Annotated in this window: 18 protein-coding genes; 12 read left to right on the top strand and 6 right to left on the bottom strand. The window is 33.5% G+C overall.

Features of this window, described 5'->3' with window-relative positions; all coding sequences use genetic code 11:
• Positions 1-66 precede the first annotated feature (66 nt).
• Entirely contained in the window at positions 67-1,035 is a 969-nt protein-coding gene (locus H601_RS0108065; RefSeq protein WP_026711037.1) for an electron transfer flavoprotein subunit alpha/FixB family protein, read from the bottom strand.
• Positions 1,036-1,147: 112 nt separating this feature from the next.
• Positions 1,148-1,894 (bottom strand): electron transfer flavoprotein subunit beta/FixA family protein, encoded by a 747-nt coding sequence (locus H601_RS0108060; RefSeq protein ID WP_026711036.1) that lies wholly within the window; start codon positions 1,892-1,894, stop codon positions 1,148-1,150.
• Positions 1,895-2,157: 263 nt separating this feature from the next.
• Between H601_RS0108060 and H601_RS0108055 the strand changes: the two genes are divergently transcribed.
• Both H601_RS0108055 and H601_RS0108050 read left to right on the top strand, forming a co-directional pair.
• On the top strand, positions 2,158-3,135 hold the full coding sequence (locus H601_RS0108055; protein ID WP_026711035.1) for a pyruvate dehydrogenase complex E1 component subunit beta: 978 nt from the start codon (positions 2,158-2,160) through the stop codon (positions 3,133-3,135).
• 71 nt (positions 3,136-3,206) lie between these two features.
• The gene (locus tag H601_RS0108050; protein WP_026711034.1) at positions 3,207-5,687 is read left to right on the top strand and encodes a DUF5686 and carboxypeptidase-like regulatory domain-containing protein; all 2,481 of its coding nucleotides are present in this window, start codon (positions 3,207-3,209) and stop codon (positions 5,685-5,687) included.
• Here H601_RS0108050 and H601_RS0108045 read toward each other — a convergent pair.
• Both H601_RS0108045 and H601_RS0108040 read right to left on the bottom strand, forming a co-directional pair.
• A complete protein-coding gene (locus H601_RS0108045) occupies positions 5,684-6,661 on the bottom strand; it encodes a T9SS type A sorting domain-containing protein (RefSeq protein WP_026711033.1) in 978 nt (325 codons plus the stop codon). The two genes, H601_RS0108050 and H601_RS0108045, sit on opposite strands and share 4 nt — an antisense overlap.
• Positions 6,662-6,693: 32 nt before the next feature.
• Positions 6,694-8,301 (bottom strand): T9SS type A sorting domain-containing protein, encoded by a 1,608-nt coding sequence (locus H601_RS0108040; RefSeq protein WP_026711032.1) that lies wholly within the window; start codon positions 8,299-8,301, stop codon positions 6,694-6,696.
• A 74-nt stretch (positions 8,302-8,375) separates the two neighbouring features.
• Here H601_RS0108040 and H601_RS0108035 point away from each other — a divergent pair, with 74 nt between their 5' ends.
• From H601_RS0108035 to H601_RS0108000, 8 genes are all read left to right on the top strand, one after another.
• Positions 8,376-8,648: a helix-turn-helix domain-containing protein gene (locus H601_RS0108035; protein ID WP_211223541.1), complete on the top strand. Its 273-nt coding sequence runs from the start codon at positions 8,376-8,378 to the stop codon at positions 8,646-8,648.
• 261 nt (positions 8,649-8,909) lie between these two features.
• Positions 8,910-9,440, top strand: coding sequence for an inorganic diphosphatase (locus tag H601_RS0108030; RefSeq protein WP_026711030.1), 531 nt, complete (start codon positions 8,910-8,912; stop codon positions 9,438-9,440).
• 111 nt (positions 9,441-9,551) lie between these two features.
• Positions 9,552-12,023, top strand: coding sequence for a sodium-translocating pyrophosphatase (locus H601_RS0108025; RefSeq protein WP_026711029.1), 2,472 nt, complete (start codon positions 9,552-9,554; stop codon positions 12,021-12,023).
• An 84-nt stretch (positions 12,024-12,107) separates the two neighbouring features.
• A complete protein-coding gene (locus tag H601_RS0108020) occupies positions 12,108-14,399 on the top strand; it encodes a glycoside hydrolase family 20 protein (protein ID WP_026711028.1) in 2,292 nt (763 codons plus the stop codon).
• 1 nt (position 14,400) lies between these two features.
• Positions 14,401-15,393, top strand: coding sequence for an isoaspartyl peptidase/L-asparaginase family protein (locus H601_RS0108015; RefSeq protein WP_026711027.1), 993 nt, complete (start codon positions 14,401-14,403; stop codon positions 15,391-15,393).
• A 149-nt stretch (positions 15,394-15,542) separates the two neighbouring features.
• Positions 15,543-16,757, top strand: coding sequence for an ATP-binding protein (locus tag H601_RS0108010; RefSeq protein ID WP_026711026.1), 1,215 nt, complete (start codon positions 15,543-15,545; stop codon positions 16,755-16,757).
• Between the two features lie 7 nt (positions 16,758-16,764).
• Positions 16,765-17,436, top strand: a complete 672-nt coding sequence (locus H601_RS0108005) for a copper homeostasis protein CutC (RefSeq protein ID WP_026711025.1) — start codon at positions 16,765-16,767, stop codon at positions 17,434-17,436.
• A 129-nt stretch (positions 17,437-17,565) separates the two neighbouring features.
• On the top strand, positions 17,566-19,953 hold the full coding sequence (locus H601_RS0108000) for a glycoside hydrolase family 2 protein (protein ID WP_084139955.1): 2,388 nt from the start codon (positions 17,566-17,568) through the stop codon (positions 19,951-19,953).
• A gap of 41 nt (positions 19,954-19,994) precedes the next feature.
• Here H601_RS0108000 and H601_RS0107995 read toward each other — a convergent pair whose 3' ends face one another.
• Both H601_RS0107995 and H601_RS0107990 read right to left on the bottom strand, forming a co-directional pair.
• Complete coding sequence (locus tag H601_RS0107995; RefSeq protein ID WP_026711023.1) at positions 19,995-20,609, bottom strand: deoxynucleoside kinase; 615 nt, start codon at positions 20,607-20,609, stop codon at positions 19,995-19,997.
• Positions 20,609-21,403, bottom strand: coding sequence for a hypothetical protein (locus H601_RS0107990; RefSeq protein ID WP_026711022.1), 795 nt, complete (start codon positions 21,401-21,403; stop codon positions 20,609-20,611). The genes H601_RS0107995 and H601_RS0107990 overlap by 1 nt, the downstream gene beginning before the upstream one ends.
• A gap of 125 nt (positions 21,404-21,528) precedes the next feature.
• Between H601_RS0107990 and H601_RS0107985 the strand changes: the two genes are divergently transcribed.
• The gene (locus H601_RS0107985; RefSeq protein ID WP_026711021.1) at positions 21,529-22,431 is read left to right on the top strand and encodes a GLPGLI family protein; all 903 of its coding nucleotides are present in this window, start codon (positions 21,529-21,531) and stop codon (positions 22,429-22,431) included.
• Positions 22,432-22,448: 17 nt separating this feature from the next.
• The gene (locus tag H601_RS0107980) at positions 22,449-25,181 is read left to right on the top strand and encodes a carboxypeptidase-like regulatory domain-containing protein (RefSeq protein ID WP_035655734.1); all 2,733 of its coding nucleotides are present in this window, start codon (positions 22,449-22,451) and stop codon (positions 25,179-25,181) included.
• Positions 25,182-25,222 lie beyond the last annotated feature (41 nt).

Raw genomic sequence — 25,222 nt, 5'->3', positions numbered from 1 at the left:
GCTATCTAAACAAAGATACAACTATCTCAATTTAGATAGCCCAATAAGGGCACAATTTATAAAAAATTATGAATTTTGAGCTTTAAATTCTTTTAATTTTTGAGTCAATTTAGGAACAATTTCAAAAGCATCTCCAACCACTCCATAATCGGCTACTTTAAAGAAAGGAGCTTCCGGGTCTGAATTGATTACTACTTTTACTTTTGATGAGTTGATTCCGGCAATATGCTGAATAGCTCCTGAAATCCCTATCGCAATATATAAATTGGTTGCTACTGGCTTTCCGGTTTGTCCAACGTGCTCACTATGAGGTCTCCATCCTAAATCAGAAACCGGTTTTGAACAAGCAGTTGCCGCTCCTAAAACAGTTGCTAATTCTTCAACTAATCCCCAATTCTCTGGACCTTTTAATCCACGACCACCAGAAACGACCACTTCTGCATCGGCTATGGTTACCTTTCCGGTTACTTTTTCTACATTCTCAACTTTAACAGAGAAATCAGCATCGTTTAAACTTGGCGAAAAATCTTCGGTTGATAATGAAGAATTGCTTTCAACTAATCCATATGAGTTTTTGGCTAATCCTACTACTTTTACATCGGTAGAAATTTCGGTAATATTAAAAGCCTTATTGGAAAAGGCATTTCTTTTCACTTGAAATGGTGAAGTGCTTAAAGGTAATCCAACCACATTTGAAGCATAACCGGCTTCTAAACCAACTGCAACTAACGGAGCCAAATAAATACTGTCAGTTGTAGAAGAAAGAACAATCACTTTTGCATTTTCTTTTTGAGCGGCTTGTTTGATAACATCAGCATACGCTTTTGCATTGAAAGAACTTAATTTATCATTGGTAACTTTCAATACTTTATCTACTCCATATTTTGATAATTCAGAAACATCGCCAGCATTTATAGTAACTGCTGTAACAGTTGTCCCTAATGATTCTGCTACTTTTTTTGCATAAGAAGCTAACTCAAAAGCTACTTTTTTGAATTTTCCTTCTGCGGATTCTGCGTATAGTAATAATGACATAATTTTTTTGTTTAAATGTTTAAAAGAGGTTTAAAAGTTTAAAGGTTTAAAAAGTTTAAAAGAGGGTAAATTGCTATCTATTAACTCCCAACTAAAAACTCCCAACTCCTTACTAAATAACCTTCGCTTCGTTGTGTAATAAATTTACTAATTCATCTAAATTATCGGCACTAACTAATTTTACGGCAGATTTAGGTGCCGGTTTTTCAAATTTCACCGCTTTAGTATTGTTGTTTGCTCCAACCGATTCCAAAACAGTTAAGGCTTTGGTTCTGGCAGTCATAATTCCTCTCATGTTCGGAATACGTAAGTCTTTTTCTTCTACTAACCCTTTTTGTCCACCAATTACTAATGGTAATGAAGTAGAAGTAGTTTCTTTTCCACCGTCAATTTCTCTAACTGCTGTTGCAGAGTTACCATCAACTTTTACATCAATACAAGAGTTTACGAAATTATAACCTAACAATCCTGCAATCATTCCGGGAACCATTCCGCCATTGTAATCTAATGATTCTTTTCCGCAAATAACTAAATCATATTGACCTTGTTTGATTACTTCTGCTAATTGTTTGGCTACAAAAAAACCATCCATAGGATTAGCATTTACACGAATAGCTTCATTGGCTCCAATCGCTAATGCTTTTCTTAAAGTTGGCTCTGTATCAGGTCCGCCCACATTTACAACAGTTACATTTGCTCCTTGTTGTTCTTGAAACCAAACCGCACGCGTTAAACCAAACTCATCATTCGGATTGATTACAAACTGAACACCATTCGTGTCAAATTCTGAATCACCATTAATAAAGTTAATTTTTGAAGTAGTATCAGGCACGTGACTGATGCAAACTAATATTTTCATATAATAGAATTAAATTATTTTTCGGTTACGAAATTACGAATATTTTTTCTAATTTTACTATGCGTGCATAATATTTTTTTAAAACTAAATCGTTTTCGTAAAATTTTAACTAATGTTTTTAAAAAATCAAGTAGTAAAAATGAAAAGAATGTAAAATTTCAGCGGAATAAATTGACCACTATTTTAAAGTAAAATTTTGCAGTAAAGTGATTTTTAATTTTTATTTTTGCCTTTCGTAAAAATGAATTTAAGATAATATCCATATGAGAACAATTCAATTTAGAGAAGCTATTGCAGAAGCGATGAGTGAAGAAATGCGTCGTGACGAAAGCGTTTATTTAATGGGTGAGGAAGTAGCTGAATATAACGGTGCTTACAAAGCATCAAAAGGAATGTTAGATGAATTTGGTCCGAAAAGAGTAATCGATACGCCAATTGCAGAGCTTGGTTTTGCCGGAATTGCGGTTGGTTCTGCCATGAACGGTTGTCGTCCGATTGTAGAATTCATGACGTTTAACTTCTCTTTGGTTGGAATTGATCAAATTATTAATAATGCAGCAAAAATGCGTCAAATGTCAGCCGGACAGTTTCCTATGCCAATGGTTTTTAGAGGACCAACTGCATCTGCCGGTCAGTTAGCCGCTACACATTCACAAGCATTTGAAAATTGGTTTGCCAATACGCCTGGATTAAAAGTGGTGGTTCCATCGAATTCGTATGATGCAAAAGGATTATTAAAATCTGCAATTCGTGATAATGATCCTGTAATTTTTATGGAATCTGAACAAATGTATGGTGACAAAATGGAAGTTCCGGAAGGCGAATATACCATTCCACTTGGAGTGGCAGACATCAAAAGAGCTGGTTCAGATGTGACGATTGTTTCTTTTGGGAAAATCATCAAAGAAGCTTTTATAGCTGCCGATGAATTGGCTAAAGAAGGAATTTCGTGTGAAATCATCGATTTAAGAACCGTTCGTCCAATGGATTATGATGCTATCATTAATTCTGTGAAAAAAACAAATCGTTTGGTAGTTTTAGAAGAAGCTTGGCCATTTGCTAGTGTGGCTTCTGAAATCACATATATGGTACAAGAAAGAGCTTTTGATTATTTAGATGCTCCGGTACAAAGAATTACAACCGCCGATACACCGGCTCCTTATTCGCCAACACTTTTAAAAGAATGGTTGCCAAATGCTGGAGATGTTGTTAAAGCGGTAAAAAAGGTTATGTATAAATAATCAAAATAAAAACTATATTTGGAACTTCATCAACCTAAATTTTGATGAAGTTTTTTTTTACACTTAATGCTATGAAAATTAAAAGCCTTTACATTTTATTTTTATTGTTTTCGCTTACTGTAATTGCTCAAACCAAAGTAAGTGGAGTTGTTGTAGATGAGAAAAATGAACCCATTCCATTTGCAAATGTATATTTTAAAAACTCAACTGAAGGAGTAATTACAAATGAAAATGGACGTTTTTATTTGGAATCTACTAAATCACATGCGTTTTTGATAGCTTCTTTTATTGGATACACTTCACAAGAAATTAAACTTGAAAAAGCGGTTACTTATAATTTAAAAATAAGCCTTTCAGAAGGAGAAACACTACGCGAAGTAGTTTTGATTTCAGGAAAAATGCCTAAAAAAAATAATCCGGCTATCGATATTTTACGTAAAATTTGGGCGAGAAAAAAGCAAAATGGATTAAGGCAATTTCAACATTATCAGTACAATAAGTATGAAAAAGTTGAATTTGATTTGAATACAATTGACAGTGCCACCATGAAGAGTAAGCTTTTCAAAGGAATGGAATTTGTATTTGAGCAAATGGATACATCTAAAATTACCGGAAAAACATATTTGCCAATTTTTATTAATGAATCACTTTCTGAAGTATATGGCGATAATACTTCTAAACGTGAAAAGGAAATTCTAAAAGCCAATAAAAATTCAGGTTTTAGTTCCAATCAGCAAATTATTGCATTCATCAAAGATTTATATGCCGACTATGATATATACAATAATTATTTGAAATTTTTTGATAAAGATTTTGTGAGTCCACTTTCGCGAACCGGAATTGATGTTTACAATTATGCTTTGACCGACAGTATGTTTATTGATAATAAATGGTGTTACAATATTGTATATTATCCTAGAAGAAAAGGTGAATTAACTTTTAAAGGTGATTTTTGGGTAAACGATACCACTTTTGCCGTTAAAAATATAAATCTGGCAGTTACAAAAAGTGCCAACATCAACTGGGTTAAAGAAATTTATATTGAGCAAGAATTTGAAGTTGTCAACGATTCTGTATTCTTACTCAAACGTGATCATATGATGTCAGATTTTGCCTTTAATAAAAAGGAAGAATCAAAAGGGGTGTATGGAAAAAGAACAACCTTATATAAAAATTACAAGTTCAATGAACCAAAGCCAAAAGAGTTTTATAAAGAGGAAGTAAATTTTATTGATAATTCCGTTTACAGTAAAAATGATGAATATTGGTCAGAAAATCGTTTTGAAGAATTAAGCAAAGATGAATTGGGAGTGTATAAAATGCTTGATACGCTGAAAACCGTAAAAAAATTCAAGCAGATGTATAATCTTGTTGCTATTTTAGGAAGTGGATATATTCAAAAAGGCAACTTTGATTTCGGCCCTATTTTCTCAACAGTAGGATATAATGATGTAGAAGGAATTAGACTTCGAGCCGGTGGGAGAACCTATTTTGGTCAAAATGATCCGTGGCGTTTACAATTTTATACCGCTTATGGTTTTAAAGATGACCAAGTAAAATATGGAGTCTCCGGAAAAATTTTACTTAACAAAAAAAACAGATTGATTTTAGAAGGAGGAAACCGCAGAGATATTGAGCAGTTAGGAGCTAGTTTAACTACTACCAATAATGTTTTAGGACGAAGTTTTGCTTCTTCCGGACTTTTTATGGCGGGTGCTAATAATAATTTAACCAGTATAAATTTGAGCACTGTTTCCTTAAATATTGAGCCGGTAAAAAATTTAACTTTAGAAACCGGTTTTTCATATCGAACATTGAAACCGGCTTGGGATAGATTTAGTTTGGATTATTTTTCTTCAGATAGCTCAACCGGAGTTGAAAGTGAAGTGAAACAATCTGAAATAACCTTGTCTGTTGATTATACGCCAAAACGTAAAACAATTGGATACGGTGTTGAAAGAAGTACAGTTGATAGCCCTTTTACCAGAGTTTTTGTAAATTATAGTCAAGGATTAAAAGGAGTGATGGATAGCGATTTTGATTATCAAAAAATTCAACTTTATTTTAAACAACCCATTTTAGTAGGTGGTTTTGGTCGATTAAATGTAATTACAGAAGCAGGTAAAACCTTTGGAGAAGTACCTCTTGGATTAATGAGCGTGGTTCCGGGTAACCAATCCTATTTTTTGATAGAAAACACGTTTAATAATTTGAATTTTTATGAGTTTGTTACCGACGAATATGCAACTTTACAATTAGAGCATCATTTTTTGGGAAGAATTTTATCGAGAGTTCCGGGATTACGTAAAATGAATTTGAGAGAAATCGTTGGGATTAAAGGCGTAATTGGAACCGTATCAGATGCAAACAGAGCTTTAAATGCTTCCGGATTAACGTATTTAGCTCCAGAAAAACCGTATTGGGAGTATAGTGTAGGAGTGGGTAATATCTTCAAAGTTTTCCGAATTGATTGCTCATGGAGAGGAAATTATCGCAATTTACCGGATGCTAATAAATTTGCAATCAAAGGTTCTTTCGGGTTTTATTTTTAGTTTTTAATTACTTTAACAAAAGTATTTTCTTTTTCGTTTGAGAATTTGACAATATAAATACCTTTATCAAAAAGTGATAGATTTAGTTGTTCATTATAAATAGGGGTTAGTTTTTTTCTCAAAATTTCTTGCCCAAGATAGTTATAAACACTGGCCATATTAAATGGATTTATACTATTATCAAAGAAAATATTTCCTTCTGTTGGATTAGGAGCTAACCTAAGGGTATTTGACACAAAATCATCATTGCTCAACGCACAATCCGTATAAATATTTATGGGTTGGATGATGTTACAATCATTAAGAAAAGTTTGAATAGGTGTAACCTCATTGGCATCCACACAGATATTCACTAAGTTTGGGTTACCACTCCAGCAACCATTATAAGGTGTTGGCGTAAAATTTTGAGGATAATTATTGTTTATTTTTATGGTAGTTAAATTGGGACATTCATCAGCTCTTAGCTGACTAAAAACCGGATTATTACTAAAATCTAATTCGGTAAACAGATTTTGTCCACAAATCACTATTTTTAAAGCTGTAAGCGTTGAAACATCAAGTTCAGTAAGTTGATTGCCACCACAAAGGATAAATTCTAAATTGGTTAAACCTGTTAAGTTTAAATTTGTTAACTGATTGGCTCCAAAACTAATCGTAATTAATTGCGTTAAGTTGCTTAAATTTAAAGTTGTAATTGGATTGCCTGCACAGTAAATGTCTTGTAAATTTGTAAAGTACTCTATGCCTGTTAAATCTGAAATGTTTCCAGGCTGAATAATAAAATAATATACTGACAAAGCCTCACTTTGTTCAATTTCACCATTGTTGTTAATGTCAATTTTTACAAATCCAGCAATATCGTTATCAACATCTGCTTGTAACAATAATGCTTTGAAGTTTGGATCTGGAATATTGATTATCTGTCCATTAGCATAATAAATAATGAAAAATATAAGTGAATATATTTTTTTCATTTCATAATAGTGATTTTGTTCTATTCAATTAATTACTTTATGACGATATTTTTATTTATTACTTCGTCATCACTCTTTATCTTTATAAGATAAATTCCTTTTGAAAAAGTGGTTAAATTAATCAAAATATCATTTGAATGATTTTTTTCTTTAAAATAAATTAATTGTCCAAGCATATCATATACCTCAAGATCAAAAGAGGTTTTGTTGTCTTCCAAAGATACAGTAAAATTTCCATCTAAGGAAGGATTTGGATATATAGAGATGTTTTTCGTGTCAATTTTATTACCTTGTTTAAAATTGTCATAATAATGATGTATAGTTACTTGACCATTTTCACAAAAAGAAACCGCACCTGTATTATTAATACACATTTGATAAGTAAGATAATAATTTTTCTCCGGAAGAGTTGGAACAGGAGGAGGGTTACTAGCATTATAAGGTGGTCTAAAAACAATTGCACCTGTTCCTGTATTAATCCTGTAATAAGGATTTTGAGGTGTTGTTGTTTCAATTATACTAACCGTGTTAGAAACATTAGGTTGCCCAATTACTGATGGAATGTAACCGCATACGCCTGTTGTGGAGGTATTGATTTGACTGGTTGCAGCTCCATTTAATATGTTTACACTTCCGTTGGAATATACCCCATTTATAGGGCCATCAGCATCAATATAAATAGTTGGACTTGCTGGCAAAACTTTTTTATGTATTCTTATGCTAGCCCTGTAATAAATAGATGCGGCTCCATTGGCTATGGATCGGAGTCTATAATTAAACTCGTGATAAAAAGGCATTGTTCCAGGTGGAAAAGTTACAGTTCCATTAGGGTTTAAAATACAACCAAAAGGTAATGGTTCTTCTAACTCTAGAATAACATTAGACGACGAACATGGTAAACCATTAATCAAACATGGCATTCCAAAGCAGGACTCATCAATTATTGTTCCGTTAAAAACAGAATGGGCAGTAGTTTGAGATTGTGTAGCATTATAACAAAAACTATCTAAATATATTTTAAGACAATTAGAAAAAGATGTGGGTTGTGTTGGATGAATTATAAAATTGCATGCATTTGCACTTGCCCATCCACTACCAATTAACCCACTAATATTTGTTAAGGTAATTTGAGTAAAAGTAGCACCTAAAGTTGCAGCCGATACTCTTATGTTTATATCACCATATAAAGTTTCATCACCAAAATTGTTACCTGTAATAACATTATTCCCAGTGATATAAACACCACAAGGATTAGAAAGGAAAACACCACTAGGATTATTTATTGATATTAATCCAGAATCATGACTATTTACAGAACTGTATCCAATAGTAACACTCGAAACAGGTGAGCTGAAAGTATATCTTATCCATCCAGTGTTAGAGGTGCCTGTGCCAATTACACCTGTGGTTGTTGAAACATTTACAGGACAACTATTATCTACAGTAGGAGTATTATATGTTCCCAATTGAGTGCCTGTTGTAGTAATATTGATTCCATTTACAACACAAGAGAGATTTTGTATTGATTTGGAACTTGTTGAAGATACTTTTTCATTATTTATAGGATTTTCAGTTTTTTGAGCATAATTTTTGAAAAAAAGTAAAAAAAATAATGTTGTTAAAAGGTAGATTTTTTTCATCTGATAATGAGTTTATTAATGTTTACCAAAAATATAAAATAAATTAATAAAATGACAAAAATGTAATTATTTTTTTGAAAAGGTATTTTCAACTTAGCATGATGCCAAAGCAGGTTAAAAATACTGTATTGCTAAAAAGCATAGTAATTTGTATTCAGCAAATTAGAAAATCAAAAAATATAACATTAGAAATGTTTTATTTTGATACTGGTATACATTTAGCTAGAATAGAACAAGGTAAACAAAATATAACGGTGTCAACATTATCCAAAATATGTGAGTATTTTTCAATTCAATTGAGTGATTTCTTCTTATTAGTTGAAAAAGAATATAATGAATTAATTTAAAAATAAATAAAGTAAATAACATCTTTAAAGTTTTCCGAATTGATTTTTCTTGGCGAGGTAAATACCGTAATCTACCTGAAGCCAATAATTTTGCCGTAAACGGGTCATTTGGGTTTTATTTCTAATCTCTCATTTTTTATCGCTATTTTTTGATTTGTTGTAATTTAGTTTATGCTAGATTAAGATTTTCATAAAAATTAATTTTAATTAAGGAGTTGATTGTTATTGCTCGTAAATTTGCAATCCCTAATAAAGAGAATTATGAGTCCAGCAAAACAAAAATCTTTTGATGTATTGATTGAAATACCTAAAGGAAGCAGAAATAAGTACGAATACGATTTTAAACTCAAAAAAGTCCGTTATGATCGAATGATTTTCTCATCGATGATGTATCCGGCCGATTATGGTTTTATTCCGGAAACATTAGCTTTAGATGGAGACCCGCTTGATGTATTGGTTTTGGTAACCGAACCCACATTTCCGGGTTGTGTTATGGAAGTAAAACCAATCGGTGTTTTCCACATGGCAGACGAAAAAGGACCGGATGAAAAAGTAATTTGTGTGCCTGTTTCCGACCCCGTTTGGAATAAATTAAACGACTTATCGGATGTAAATCCACACTTACTTAAAGAAATCGAACATTTTTTCCAAGTTTATAAAGATTTAGAGCAAAAAAAAGTAGATGTAGAAGGTTGGGGTGATGTAACTGTAGCCAAAGAAATCATCGAAAAATGCGTTGATCGTTTTGCGAATTTGGCAGATAAGCCGGAAGGATTATTTAGTATTTCCTAAAGATTTTAGTATTTTAATAAAAAAAGCAACATTCAATTTTGATTTGTTGCTTTTTTTTATTCCTATTTTGTTACTTTTGCAATCGTTAAAAAAATTATAAAATACATTTTTATGGATTCAATTATGATTTATGTGCCATTAATAATGGCATTTTTAGGCTTAGCTTTTATGTGGGCCAAAAGAGCTTGGGTGTTAAAGCAAGATGCCGGTGATGGTAAAATGAAAGAGATTTCAGATTATATCTACGAAGGTGCTTTGGCCTTCCTTAAAGCAGAATACAGATTATTAGCCGTTTTTGTTGTTGGAGCCAGTGTGGCTTTAGCTACTATTTCATTTATTGTTCCAACAACCGATATTTTGATTGTTGTAGCTTTTGTTTTCGGTGCTATTTTTTCTGCTTTTGCAGGGAATATCGGGATGAAAATTGCAACCAAAACCAATGTGAGAACAACACAAGCTGCCAGAACCAGTTTGCCACAAGCTTTAAAAGTTTCTTTTGGTGGTGGGACCGTAATGGGATTAGGTGTAGCCGGATTAGCTGTTTTAGGTCTTACGGCTTTCTTTATATTTTTCTACCACTATTTCATGGGTGGGGTTTGGACTTCTACAGACCAAATGACTATTGTTCTTGAAACACTTGCCGGATTTTCATTAGGTGCTGAATCTATTGCATTATTTGCTCGTGTAGGTGGTGGTATTTATACCAAAGCTGCTGACGTTGGTGCTGACTTAGTAGGTAAAGTTGAAGCGGGAATTCCGGAAGATGACCCACGTAATCCAGCTACTATTGCTGATAACGTTGGTGATAACGTTGGTGACGTTGCCGGAATGGGTGCCGATTTATTCGGTTCGTATGTAGCAACCGTTTTAGCTGCGATGGTTTTAGGTAACTATGTTATCAAAGATATGGGTGGTGCTATTGACGATGCTTTTGGTGGAATTGGTCCAATCTTATTACCAATGGCAATTGCCGGTTTCGGAATTTTATTTTCGATCATCGGAACCATGTTGGTAAAAATTAAAGATAATAATGCAAAAGAAAAACAAGTACAAGGTGCTTTGAATATTGGAAACTGGGTTTCTATTGTTCTAACATTGATTTCTTGTTATTTCTTAGTACAATATATGTTGCCTGAAACGATGAACATGGAGTTCTTTGGTGAAGGGTTAAAAGAAATTTCTTCTATGCGTGTATTTTATGCTACCATTGTTGGTTTAGCTGTAGGTGGAATTATTTCATCTGTAACAGAATACTACACTGGTTTAGGTACAAAACCGGTTTTAGCAATTGTACAAAAATCATCAACTGGTGCGGGGACTAACGTAATCGCTGGTTTAGCTACAGGTATGATTTCTACTTTCCCTACTGTATTGTTATTTGCTGGAGCTATTTGGGCTTCTTATGCATTTGCTGGTTTCTACGGTGTGGCTTTAGCAGCTTCTGCGATGATGGCTACAACAGCAATGCAGTTAGCAATCGATGCTTTCGGACCTATTTCTGACAATGCCGGTGGTATTGCCGAAATGAGTGAATTGCCTAAAGAAGTACGTACTCGTACCGATATTTTGGATTCAGTAGGAAACACAACGGCTGCAACCGGAAAAGGTTTTGCTATTGCTTCTGCGGCGTTAACTTCGTTAGCCTTATTTGCTGCTTATGTAACCTTTACTGGAATTGACGGTATCAACATTTTCAAAGCTCCGGTTTTAGCGATGTTGTTTGTGGGTGGTATGATTCCGGTGGTATTCTCTGCTTTGGCAATGAATTCAGTTGGAAAAGCGGCGATGGATATGGTGTATGAAGTACGTCGTCAGTTCAAAGAAATTCCGGGTATCATGGAAGGTAAAAACAAACCTGAATATGGTAAATGTGTGGAAATTTCTACTAAAGCGGCTTTACGCGAAATGATGTTACCTGGTATTTTGACGATTGGTTTCCCAATTTTAATAGCAGTTTTACCAATGTTGCTAGGATACGACAATAAATTGATTGCTGAAATGTTAGGTGGGTATATGGCAGGAGTTACTGTTTCTGGAGTACTTTGGGCTGTTTTCCAAAACAATGCCGGTGGTGCTTGGGATAATGCTAAAAAATCTTTCGAAGCAGGTGTAATGATTAATGGTGAAATGACCTATAAAGGTTCTGATGCTCACAAAGCTGCAGTAACCGGTGATACTGTTGGTGATCCATTTAAAGATACTTCAGGACCATCAATGAACATCTTAATCAAATTAACGTGTTTGATAGGTTTGGTAATCGCTCCAATTTTAGGAGGTCACAATGCAACAACAGTTTCAGAAAAAGCAGCTTGTTGTTCTTCTACTGAAATGTGTGCTTCAATGTCTAAAGAAGAATGTATTGCAAAAGGGTGCACCAACAAGAATTGTAAATACATGAACGAAGAAAAAGAAGAAGTTTACAAAAACATTTCTGTTGAAAAATCTAAAGATGCTTCCGGTAAAGTTGGGGCTGTTGTAACGATTACCTCTAAAGTAAATGGTGAAGAAAAAACAGAAACGCAAACTTTTGAAGGAACAGACGAAGAAGTTACTGCTAAAATTGAAGAATTCAAAAAGCAATAATTTTTAATCTTACAACTATAAAAAATGCCTTGCCCACGCAAGGCATTTTTATTTTTACTACATTTAGCGGAATAATTTTATGTTATGATAAGACTTTTTCTTTTACTAATTGGCTTAATTTCATATTCAGGTTTTGGTCAAAATATTATTCCAAAGCCTGAATCGTTAGAATTTCGCGATGGTACTTTTACGTTAAACAATGAAACCGTAATTAAAGCAGATGAAAATTCATTTGAAGCTCAATTTCTTCAACAATATATTCATGAAAATAATGGGTTGAAACTAACAATCAATAAAAATGCTAAGAGTGAAAATTGTATTGCATTAAATTATGCTCTCTCTCCAAAATTATCAGTAACTAAAGATTCATCAGGAAAACGCTCTTCTTTTAAAAGTAATGATGAAGAATACTTGTTGTTAATAAATAAGAATGAAATTACAATTGCAGCACATGAAAATGCTGGTGTTTTTTATGGTATTCAAACTTTATTGCAATTGCTTCCGTTGGAAGAAAAAGATGAAATTAAGATACCTTGTTTAATAATTAATGATCAACCCAAATTTAAATGGCGAGGCATGCATTTAGATGTATCTCGTCATTTTTTTGATATAGAATTTATCAAAAAGTATATCGATTATTTAGCTCAGTACAAAATGAATACTTTTCACTGGCATTTAACCGACGATCAAGGTTGGCGAATAGAAATCAAGAAATATCCAAAACTCACAGAAATTGGAGCTTGGCGAAACGGTTCAATGGTAGGGCATTACCGCGACCAATCTTTTGACAATATAAAATATGGTGGATTTTACACCCAAGAAGAGATCAAAGAAGTTGTGGCGTATGCCAAAGAACGACACATAACGGTAATTCCTGAAATTGAAATGCCGGGTCATGCCTTGGCTGCCTTAGCCGCTTATCCGGAATATTCTTGTACGGGTGGACCTTTTGAAGTGGGAAAAACATGGGGTGTGTTAGACGATGTCTTTTGTCCAAAAGACGAAACGTTTACCTTTTTAGAAAATATTTTAAGTGAAGTAATTGCCTTATTTCCGTCAGAATACATTCATATTGGCGGAGATGAATGTCCTAAAACACGTTGGAAAAGTTGTTCACTTTGCCAAAAAAGAATGAAAGACGAGAAGTTAAAAGACGAACACGAATTGCAAAGTTATTTCATCCAACGCATTGAAAAATTTGTCAACAGTAAAGGACGAAAAATCATCGGTTGGGATGAAATTCTCGAAGGTGGTTTGGCTCCCAACGCAGCCGTAATGAGCTGGAGAGGAACCGATGGCGGAATTGCAGCAGCCAAAGAAAAACATTTTGCTGTTATGACACCGGGCTCACATTGCTACTTTGACCATTACCAAGGCGAACCTGCCAATGAACCGTTAGCTTTTGGAGGATATACTACTTTAGAAAAAGTGTATAGTTACAATCCAATTCCAGCTGAGTTAAACGAGGCAGAATCGGCATATATATTAGGAGCCCAAGCCAATTTATGGACAGAGTATATTGAGACAACCAGCCAAGTAGAATACATGCTTTTTCCTCGACTTACAGCTATTGCTGAGGTGGTTTGGGGAACTTCAAATCCTCAAAACTATAAAGCTTTTGAAAATCGAGTGGTGCACCACATGAAAGGTTGGAGCCAAAAAAGCATCAATTTTAGTAAAGCCATTTATCAAGTGGTTTCGGATATTTCGGTTCAAAATAATCAAATCTATTATGCTTTGAAAAGTAGAAATGCTTCCGGAATTCGATTTACTACGGACGGTTCTGAACCCAAAGCCGATTCAAAAACATACAATTCTTCCATACAAATAGATAAAAGTTGTACAGTAAAATCAGCCTATTTTGAAGCAGGTCAAGCCAAAAGTGCAACAATTTCACAAACGTTTTTCATTACCAAGTCTTCAGGAAAATTAATTTTGCTAAAACACGAACCGAGTAAAACCTATGGGAAAGGTGGAGCCGCTACTTTAGTAGATGGTGTAAAAGGAGATTTACTTCGTTTTGGAAAAAATTGGTTGGGTTTTTCAGGTAAAGATTTAGAAGCTACTATCGATTATGGCTCTTCTACCTCTTTTGAAAAAGTGAGTTTGAATACGTTTAACGGTGAGAGTAGTTGGATTTATTTGCCTAGAGAAATTCAGTTTTTGGTTTCCAATGATGGAGTTTCTTTCACTATTATTCGAACTATATCTCAAGAACAAATTGCAAAGCAAAACGGAGAATTGGTTGAAAGTTTTCCTAAAACAACAGCTAGGTATCTCAAAGTTATAGTAAAAAATTACGGTACCATTCCCGATGGAAAACCAGGTGCCGGTAATGAAGCTTGGTTATTTATGGACGAAATTAGTGTGGAATAATATGGCAAACAGACGAAATTTTCTAAAAACAACAGCTCTCGCATCCGCGGGAATAGCCTTGCAATCCTTTCAATCAAAAACGGTGGAACCGGAATTTTTTTCCGGAAAATCAAACAAACCTATAGTACTTTCTACTTGGAATTTTGGTTTGCAAGCCAATGAAGCCGCTTGGGAAATATTGAAAAACAAAGGTCGTGCACTCGATGCCGTTGAAGTTGGCGTAAAACTTACCGAAGCTGATCCGTCTGAGAGAAGCGTTGGGTATGGTGGTCGTCCAGATAGGGAAGGACGTGTAACGTTGGATGCGTGCATCATGGATGAATTTTCAAATATAGGTTCGGTAGCTTGTTTGGAGCATATCAAACACCCTATTTCGGTTGCCAGAGCCGTGATGGAAAAAACGCCCCATGTGATGTTGGTAGGTGAAGGAGCATTGCAATTTGCTTTATCGCAAGGATTTCCAAAAGAAAATCTATTAATTGAAGCATCTGAAAAAGAGTGGAGAGATTGGCTCAAATCCAGTCAATACCAACCTAAAGTGAACATTGAAAACCACGACACTATCGGAATGATAGCGTTAGATGCACAGGGTAATTTATCGGGAGCATGCACCACAAGCGGCATGGCGTTTAAGATGCATGGTAGAGTTGGCGACTCACCAATAATCGGTGCCGGTTTGTATGTAGATAACGAAATTGGTGCAGCAACTGCAACAGGCCACGGTGAAGAAGTCATTCGAATTACCGGTTGTCATTTGGTAGTTGAACTCATGCGTCAAGGAAAATCGCCACAAAAAGCTTGTGAAGAAGCGGTAATGCGAATTGTGAAACTGACTCAAAATCGGGGTAAAAATCTAAAAGACATTCAAGTTGGTTTTATTGCATTAAACAAAAAAGGAGAATATGGTTCGTATTGCATACAAGGTGGTTTCAATTATGCTGTTCATGATGCAAATGGGAATAAATTGATTGATGCGAAGTATTATTTGAAATAGTATGTTTCAATTAAAATTTATTTATTATAAATCATTATCTTTCATTAATAATGGATAATATCTTTCATTTTAAATGAAAAAAAATTATCATTTAAAATGGAAAATATTTTTTAATTTATGTTTTCTTAGCTACATTTGTTAAAAAAAGTATGGTTAGTCAGCAAATCATAGCCGATGTAATTCAAGCTCAAGCCTACGCATGGCTAAAGAAAAATTGGGGTGTTTCAAGAGAAATGACTTCAGAAATTCCTCATGCAACGGGTTTTGCAAGCATTATCACTGGCCTCAGACGAAGTGGCAAAAGCACCATGATGATGCAAGTGTTGCAACAAAACTTTCAAGAAAAAGCACTTTTTTTAAACTTTGAAGATCCTCGTTTGGCAACTTTTTCAACAGAGGATTTTGAGCGTTTATATAATGAAATTATAAACAGAAAAAATAAGTTGTTGTTTTTTGATGAAATTCAAATAATTTCAGGATGGGAAATATTTGTTAATCAATTATTAAGAGAAGATTTTAAAGTTTTCATTACAGGTTCAAACGCTTCGTTGCTGAGTAGAGAGTTAGGTACACACCTTACGGGAAGGCATTTTTCTACAGAGCTATTTCCGTTTTCATATAGTGAATTTTTGACCTATTTTAAACGGGAAGGAAGTGAAAAAACGTTTGCAGATTATCTTCAAAAAGGAGGAATGCCGGATTATTTGCGAACGAATGTTGGAACATATCTTAATACGTTATTAGATGACATTATCATTCGTGATATTGCCATTCGGCACGGATTGCGGGATGTTAATAGTTTAAGACAATTAACCGTTTATTTGCTTTCTAATATTGGGAATTTAATCTCGGCAAATGGGTTGGTTGGGATGTTTGGGGTGAAATCTGCTACGACTTTGCTGCATTATTTTTCGTTTTTGTCTGATGCGTATATTGTTGAATTTGTTCCATTGTTTGATTATTCTTTAAAAAAACAAATACGAAATCCACAAAAAGTATATGCTATTGATTTGGGGATGTATCATCAAAATAAAATCGTTTTCTCACCAAATTACGGAGCGGTTTTAGAAAATGCAGTGTATTTACATTTACGAAAAAAATATAAAGACATTTTCTATTTTCAAAACCAAGGGGAATGTGATTTTGTAACCACAATAAACGGTCATCCCGAAGATTTATATCAAGTTTGCTATGACTTAAATAGTATGAACTTATATCGTGAAACCGAAGGATTGTATCAAGCAATGGATTTTTTTAAGAAAGAAAAAGCATTTATCATCACTATGAATCAGAAGGATATTTTTAAGAAAAACAATAAAACAATAGACGTTATACCCGCTTGGCAATGGATTTTGCAGAAATAATGATGAAATGAAAAAACTAGAAATCGCTTGTTTTAATTTGGATTCGGCTTTGATTGCTCAAAAGGCGGGAGCGGATAGAATAGAATTATGTGCGGATATTTCAGTTGGCGGTATTACTCCAAATCATCAAATAATTCAACAAGTTCGTGAACATTTGACTATTGATTTATATATAATGATTCGCCCACGTGGAGGAAATTTTGTGTATTCAGAAGCAGAATTGGAACAAATGAAATCGGAAATTGAAACCATCAAGAAATTAGGAATCAACGGATTTGTTTTTGGAATAATGAAAGAGGATAAAACAATGAATATAGAACAGAATTTAGCGTTAGTGGAATTAGCTAAACCATTTCCATGTACGTTTCACAAAGCTTTTGATGAAGTTTTAGATTACGAACAATCATTGGAAGATGTGATATCTTGTGGATTCTCAACGATTCTAACTTCCGGAACTTTCCCAAATGTCATCGAAGGTAAAGAAGTAATGAAAAAATTAGTCATTCAAGCCAATAATCGCATCGAAATCATGCCTGGTGGCGGATTGCGTTCGACTAATATTTCAGCATTAGACGAAATGGTTAATGCGAATTGGTATCATTCTTCAGCAATTACTGATGGAAGTGAAATTGCTAGTCCAGAGGAAATTTTTCAATTGAAGAAAAAGTTGCAATCTTAAATGAGCTTCATTAATTTTAATTAAGCTTTCACTCTAAAAACTTATATGCCTTATATGGTTAAAGATATTTTCGTTTTCATATGCAGTCTAAATTGTTTTTTCTTTTTTGGACAAACTTCCTATCGTAATTTGTCAACCGAAAACTGGATATTCAATAAGCAAAACGAAATAAAAAAACACAAAGCGACCATTCCCGGAACGCTTCATACCGATTTGTTTCAAAACCAACTAATTCCTGATCCATTTTTCGGAGCTAATGAAAAGCAATTGCAGTGGATTGAAAATGAAAATTGGGAATACGAAACTCATTTTACAATTTCAAAAGCCGATTTAAAAAATCAAAACATTGATTTGGAATTTGAGGGTTTGGACACCTATGCAACCGTTTATTTGAATGGGAAAGTAGTTTTAGATGCTGATAATATGTTCCGAAAATGGACCATTTCTTCCAAATCACATTTGAAAATCGGAACCAATCATTTAAAAGTGGTTTTTCATTCTGTAGTCCAAAAAGGGAAAGAAGAAGCGAAAAAATTATCGTATACTTTACCTGAAAAAGAACGTGTTTTTGTTCGAAAAGCACAATATCAATTCGGTTGGGATTGGGGGCCACGATTCGTAACGACAGGAATTTGGAAACCAGTCCAATTGAAATTTTGGAATTCGGGTAAAATTGAAAACATAAAATACAGTCAAATCGAATTGAATGACAAAAAAGCGATTTTAGAATTCACAACCGAAATTTACGTTTCCAAAGTCAAAACGATTCAGCTGAAAATTAATGAAAAATCAGAAACTTTCAATTTGAAAAAAGGAAAGAATAAAATCAAAATGACTTATGAAATTGCGAATCCAAAATTGTGGTGGTGTAACGGATTAGGTGATGCGAATTTATATCATTTTACTGTTGAAATCAGTCATAAAAATCAATTATTGGATTCAAAAAAGCTACATATTGGTCTAAGAACCATCGAATTAATTCAGGAAAAAGACCAAATTGGAAGCAGTTTCTACTTCAAAATAAACGGAAAATCCGTGTTTATGAAAGGTGCCAATGTGGTTCCTCCTGATAGTTTTTTGCCACGAGTTTCGGATTCCACTTATTTTTCTTTAGTTGAAAATGCTAAAAAAGCGAATATGAACATGCTTCGCGTTTGGGGCGGTGGCGTTTATTTTGATGATGACTTTTATGAAGCTTGTGACGCCAAAGGAATTTTAGTTTGGCAAGATTTTATGTTTGCCTGTGCAATGTATCCTAGCGATGAAAAATTTGTAGAAAATGTAAAACAAGAAGTAATTGACAACGTAAATCGCTTACAAAACCATCCAAGTATTGCTATTTGGTGCGGTAATAACGAAAATGATGAGGGTTGGCACAATTGGGGTTGGCAAAAGCAATTTAATTATTCCAAAGCCGATTCAACTCAAATTTGGAATGATTACAAAAAAGTATTTCATGAAATGATTCCGCAAACATTAGACAGTTTGCTTCCGAAAGGAAAGAATATTTATTGGTCGTCTTCTCCATCGAAAGGTTGGGGAAGAAAAGAAAGTTTAACCCAAGGCGATGTGCATTATTGGGGCGTTTGGTGGGGAAAAGAACCCTTTGAGATATATGAAAAAAAGGTAGGAAGGTTTGTAAGTGAATACGGTTTTCAAGGTATGCCCAATATGGAAACCTTACAAAAAGTAATTAATAAAGAAGATTTAAATTTCACTTCCGAAGCCCTCAAAAATCATCAAAAACATCCCACAGGTTACGAAACCATCAACGAATACATGGAACGCGATTATGTGGTGCCAAAAGATTTTGAAGATTATCTGTATGTTTCCCAATTGTTGCAAGCTCGTGGCATGAAAACCGCCATTGAAGCCCACCGAAGAGCTAAACCGTATTGTATGGGAACGCTATATTGGCAATTAAACGATTGTTGGCCCGTTACGTCTTGGAGTTCATTGGATTATTTTGGGAATTGGAAAGCCTTTCAGTATCAAGCGAAACGAAGTTTTGAGAATTTGCTGCTTTCGGTTGCAAATGAAAATGATAAATATAAAGTGTATTTAGTTAATGATGATTTCGAAAATTATTCAGGGAAATTGGAATTAGAATTGCTTTCCTTCGAGGGAAAATCACTATGGAAAACTTCGAAAGAAATTAGTGTTGAAGAAAATACGAGTACAATTGTTTATGAAATACTGAAAGAGGAATTGAAATCATTCGATTGGCAACAAACCGTTTTAAAAGTGCAATTGAATGAAGTTCAATCAAATTATTTTTTTGCAAAACCTAAAGAATTAAAACTTCAAAAGCCAACAATTCAAATTAGAACTATTGATAGTTTTACTTTTGAAATTTCCTCTGATATTTTAGCCAAAGATGTTTTCATTTATTCAGAAGGTGAAGTGTTTTTTGAAGATAATTATTTTGATTTATTGCCAAAAGAAAAGCGATTCATCAAATTGTCAAAACCAGTACAAAACATAAAAGTAAAATCGTTGTTTGATACGATGCAATAAAAAAGCCTCAATAAATTGAGGCAATTTTCTATGTTTTAGTACTAAAATAATCCGTTTATTTCGGCATCTATTCGGTTGATTATCATTCCTAAATCTTCGGGATTATCAACGAAATTGATGTTGTCTACATCAATAATTAGCAATTTTCCTTTGTCGTAACTTTGAATCCAAGCTTCGTAGCGTTCGTTCAATCGACTTAGATAGTCAATCGAAATCGTATTTTCATAATCACGCCCTCTTTTGTGAATTTGGCTCACTAAATTGGGAATAGAACTTCTCAAATAAATCAACAAATCAGGTGATTGAACCATGCTTTCCATCAATTCAAACAATGATTTGTAATTATTAAAATCACGATTGGTCATTAAACCCATGGCATGCAGGTTAGGAGCAAAAATATGGGAATCTTCGTAAATAGTTCTGTCTTGAATAATTTTCTTTCCGCTTTCGCGAATTTGTAGAATTTGTCTGAATCGGCTATTCAAAAAGTAAATTTGAAGATTAAAGGACCAACGTTCCATTTGATGGTAAAAATCATCCAAATACGGATTGTCAACCACATCTTCAAAATGCGGTTCCCATTTAAAATGTTTGGCTAATAGTCGTGTTAAAGTGGTTTTTCCGGCTCCAATATTGCCTGCTACTGCTATGTGCATTACGGTAAAAGAATTTGATATTTACTTATTTCGCTCTCGGTAAAAATAAGCAAAAATTGGTCTTTAACTTGAAATTTTTCAATCATTTTTTTATCTAATTGAATTTCAATTGTTGAGTTGTCTTTTAAATCATGGAAAAATAATTTATTTTCAATTTGAAAAACAACTTTTTCATAGGATAAAATTTGAACAGCATCAAATTTTGGAATTGTACCTAAAGCGGTTATTTTACCAAAGATATCACAACTATAAATGTTGTTATTTGAATCAGCCCAATAAAAATTATTGTAATCAGTTTGATAATATTGAATCGGGCTTTGAAAAGGTTGCGAAAGCGATTGCCATTGTTGTTTGTTAAAATCATACAACCCCAATTGCATTGGCAAGGAATTGAAAAGCCATAAACGGTTTTGAGAAGCCAATCCTACAGCTGAGGTCACAATTGGATTGTTTTGGTTTTTAGAAAAATTGAATAGCAAGGTTTCGTTCAATTGATTATCTAAGGTGACAACCGAATTAAACCCTTCATAAAAAAGAACAATTTTTAACGGATTTTGTAAATCTACCCCTTTTATTTTTCCTAAAGCTAAATTTTTATATTGAAAAAGCTCTTTGTTTTTTTGCTTATAAAACACATTTGCTTTATTATAATAAACATAGCCAAAAGAATCTGACCCAAAAAACTCATCTGCTACTAAAGTTGAAGTTGTTACTAATTGAGGCTTAATAACTTTTTCCTGAGCAAAGCCAATGGATATGATAAAAAAGCAAAGAAAAAGAATAAATTTTTTCATGATAGCTAAAGTACACTTTAATTAGTAGAAATTCCTTTTTAACCATTAGTTTTTTAACAAAAAATTGGTAACAAAACTCGTTACAACTCGTCATATTTGTTTTACCAATTTTAAAACGCAATAAAATGAAAACCATTGTAGTTACTTTACTTACTTTTTTTGCAGCTGTAATTAGTGTTTTTGCCCAAGATTTTCAGGGAATGGCTGTGTATGAATCTAAAACCAGTACAGCAGATATGACTGCTGGTTTTTCTGGAAATAGAGAAATAACGCCTGAAATGCAAAAAATGTTTCAAGAACGAATGAAGGCTGCTTTTGAAAAAACGTTCATTTTAAATTTCGATAAAAGTGCTTCTATTTATAAAGAAGAAGAAAAATTAGATGCTCCAGGACAAGGTGGCGGAATGCGTTTTATGACTTCAATGATGGGTGGTGGTGGAACACATTATAAAAATGTGAAAGAAAAAATGTTTACAGTTGACAAAGAGTTTTTTGGAAAAGAATTTTTAGTAAAAGACAGTTTGCCAAAGTATGAGTGGAAATTAGAAGGCGAAACCAAACAAATCGGTAATTATACGTGTTATAAAGCCACAGCGGTTAGACCGGTAACACAGTCAGATTTTAGAAATTTCAGAAGAAAAGCGGAAGATAAAAAAGATGAAAAAGCTGAAGGCGAAAAGAAAAAAGAAGAAGCGAAAACTACTAATTTTATGGATGGTTGGGAGATGCCCAAAGAAATTAGCATAACTGCATGGTATACTCCTGAAATCCCTATCAATCAAGGACCGGAGAACTATTGGGGACTACCTGGTCTTATTTTAGAAGTTACAGATGGTAAAACGGTTGTTTTATGTTCTAAGATTGTTTTGAATACAAAAGAGAAAAAAGAAATTAAAGCTCCTAAAAACGGTAAAGTTGTAACACAAGCTGAATATGATAAAATTGTCATGGAAAAAATGAATGAAATGAGAGAAATGAATCAGGGTCAAGGTGGCAGAGGTGGAATGCAATTCAGAATTGGCGGATAATTTTACAACTAAAAAATATGCTTAAATATAAAATTTCAATTTACCTTTTTTTGTTTTTTTCATATGTAAGTTTCGCTCAATCGGTTAGGGTAGAGGGAATTGTTCAAGATACGTTACGAAAACCGCTTGAAATGGCAAACGTAATGGCTATTAATCAAGATACAAAAGCCATGGATGCGTATGGAATTACCAATGACAAAGGTAAATTTCAACTGAATTTAAAGCCCAATTCAAATTATAAAATAAAGGTTAGTTTTATAGGATTCCAATCATTGGATTTAACGGTTCAAACACAAACCGAAAATATTCAAAAAGTAATCACCTTGAAAGAAGGTGGAATAAGTTTAGAAGGTGTTGAAGTCGTGCAAGAAATGCCGGTTTCTATAAAAGGCGATACAATTGTTTACAATGCCGATTCTTTTAAAACGGGAACAGAACGAAAGTTAGAAGACGTTTTAAAGAAACTCCCTGGTGTAGATGTAAACGCAGATGGCGAAATTGAAGTAGAAGGCAAGAAAGTGACTCAGCTTTTGGTAGATGGAAAAAAATTCTTCGAAGGCGATACCAAGTTAGGGTCAAAAAATATTCCTTCTGATGCGGTGGATAAAGTGCAAGTACTTCGAAATTACACCGAAGTAAGTCAATTAAGAGGATTAGAAAACAACAACGATGATGTTGCCATTAATATCAAACTTAAAAAAGGTAAAAATAAGTTTTGGTTTGGCGATATTTCTGCCGGAGTTGGACCGGATGAACGATATATCATTAATCCAAAATTATTTTATTACAGTCCAAAAACCAGTGTAAATGTAATATCTAACTTTAATAATATAGGTGATGTTCCTTTTTCTTTGAGGGATTATTTTAGACTAACCGGTGGAGCTAGAAATACCATTGGCAGAAGTGGAACCAATTTCAATATTTCTTCAAACGATTTAGGAATTTCTACGCAACGAAACAATCGAGCAGAAGAAATTGACACCAAATTTGGAGCAGCAAACATCACACAGCAAGTGACAAAAACTTGGAGTTTAAGCGGATTTGCAGTTTTAACTTCAGACAAAACGAATACAAATACTCAATCAAGAAACGAAATTTTTGAACCCAATACAACCAATGTTGAAACAGTTGAAAATCGTAGCGATGTTTCTCGTGTAACCAATAATCTTTCCATTTTTAAAATAGGTTCAAAATACAAGCCAAATACAAATTTTCAATTTGATTATGATGTTTCTGTTAAACGTTCTAATCAAGAAGAGTCAAACGTATTAGAATCAACTTCTTTTTCCGGTGACAACGAGACCTTTAATGAAATTAGTTCATTTAAAAAGCAAGACCCAATTACGTTAAACCAAAGTTTAAATATTTTTTGGACACAAAATGAAAAAAATACGTGGGCGTTCGAAATGCAACATCAATACCAAGATGAAGATCCATTGTATAATCCGGATTTGTTAAATGAACCTTTTGCTAATTTAGGCTTATTTGATGTGAATCAAAGTTCATTCAACATCAATCAAGCACGGTTTGTCAAAACAAATCGTATAGACGCCAAAGTAGATTATTATTACAGTTTAACCGCCAAAAGCAATATCAACATAACATTAGGAAACACAAATTCTTACCAAAGTTATAATTCGTCCATTTTTCAATTGTTGGATAACGGAAATCGTTTGACTTTGACGGATGACACCTATAACAATGACGTTCGTTATAGTTTTAACGATGCATATTTAGGGGTGCATTATAAATTTATCAAAGGAAAATTTACATTCAATCCCGGAATTAGTTTTCATCGGTACAACACGTATAATGACCAGTTAGATTCAAGAGTAAGAGATGATTTTAGTAGAGTTTTACCGGATTTATTCGCTCAATTTCAAATTAAAAAATCAGAATCGTTAACGTATAATTATCGTATGAGCAATTTGTTTAGCGACATTAATTCATTTGTACAAGGGTTTACGTTTAGCAATTTTAACTCTTTTAACCGTGGAAATCGTTACTTAGAAAATGCCTTACAACAAACGCATTCTTTGCGGTATTTCAAATATAATTTATTCAATTATACCACTATTTTTGGAAATATAAATTATGTTGAAACCTCTGATCCTGTTGTAAATCGTTCCTTTTTTAATGGAATTAATCAAGTAAGCGAACGAGTAAATGCCAATTTCGAAAATAAAAGTATTAACGGAACAGCAGGGTATCAACGAACATTTAAAAAATTCTATAAAGCAAATATTGGATTCAATTTGAATTGGTCGCAATTCAACACACTTCGTGTGAACCCAACTGATCCACTGAATACCAGTGCTGATTTTGTACAAACTACGGAATCCTTTAGTCAAACCTATCGAACTTCACTAGGAACGCAATTTGCAAAATGGCCAAATATCGAAATCGGTTATACAATCACTTTAAATGATTATCAAGGAACCACCTTTACAACTCAACAACCTTTTGCTAAATTAGATTATTTCTTCTTAAACGGATTTTCCTTTAATGCCGATTATGATTATTATAGTTATACCAATTCAACCGGAACGGTTAGAAATAGTTATGATTTTTTAAATGCTAGTTTGGCGTATCGTAAAAAAGATGCTAAAATGGAATATAGAGTTGGGGTGACCAATTTATTGAATACGCGTTCATTGAATGATGATAGTTTTAATCAGATTGGTTTTAGAACTTCACAGTATTTTGTGCAGCCCCGCTATTTGATATTTAGCTTAAGATACAACTTGTAAAAAGCAAAAACCCTGACTGCAAAATATGAGTCAGGGTTTTT

Origin of the sequence: Flavobacterium filum DSM 17961, assembly GCF_000425465.1 — a bacterium.
GTDB lineage: Bacteria > Bacteroidota > Bacteroidia > Flavobacteriales > Flavobacteriaceae > Flavobacterium > Flavobacterium filum.
The sequence above is the reverse complement of the archived record's forward strand: the minus strand, read 5'-3'. Positions and strand labels throughout refer to the sequence as shown.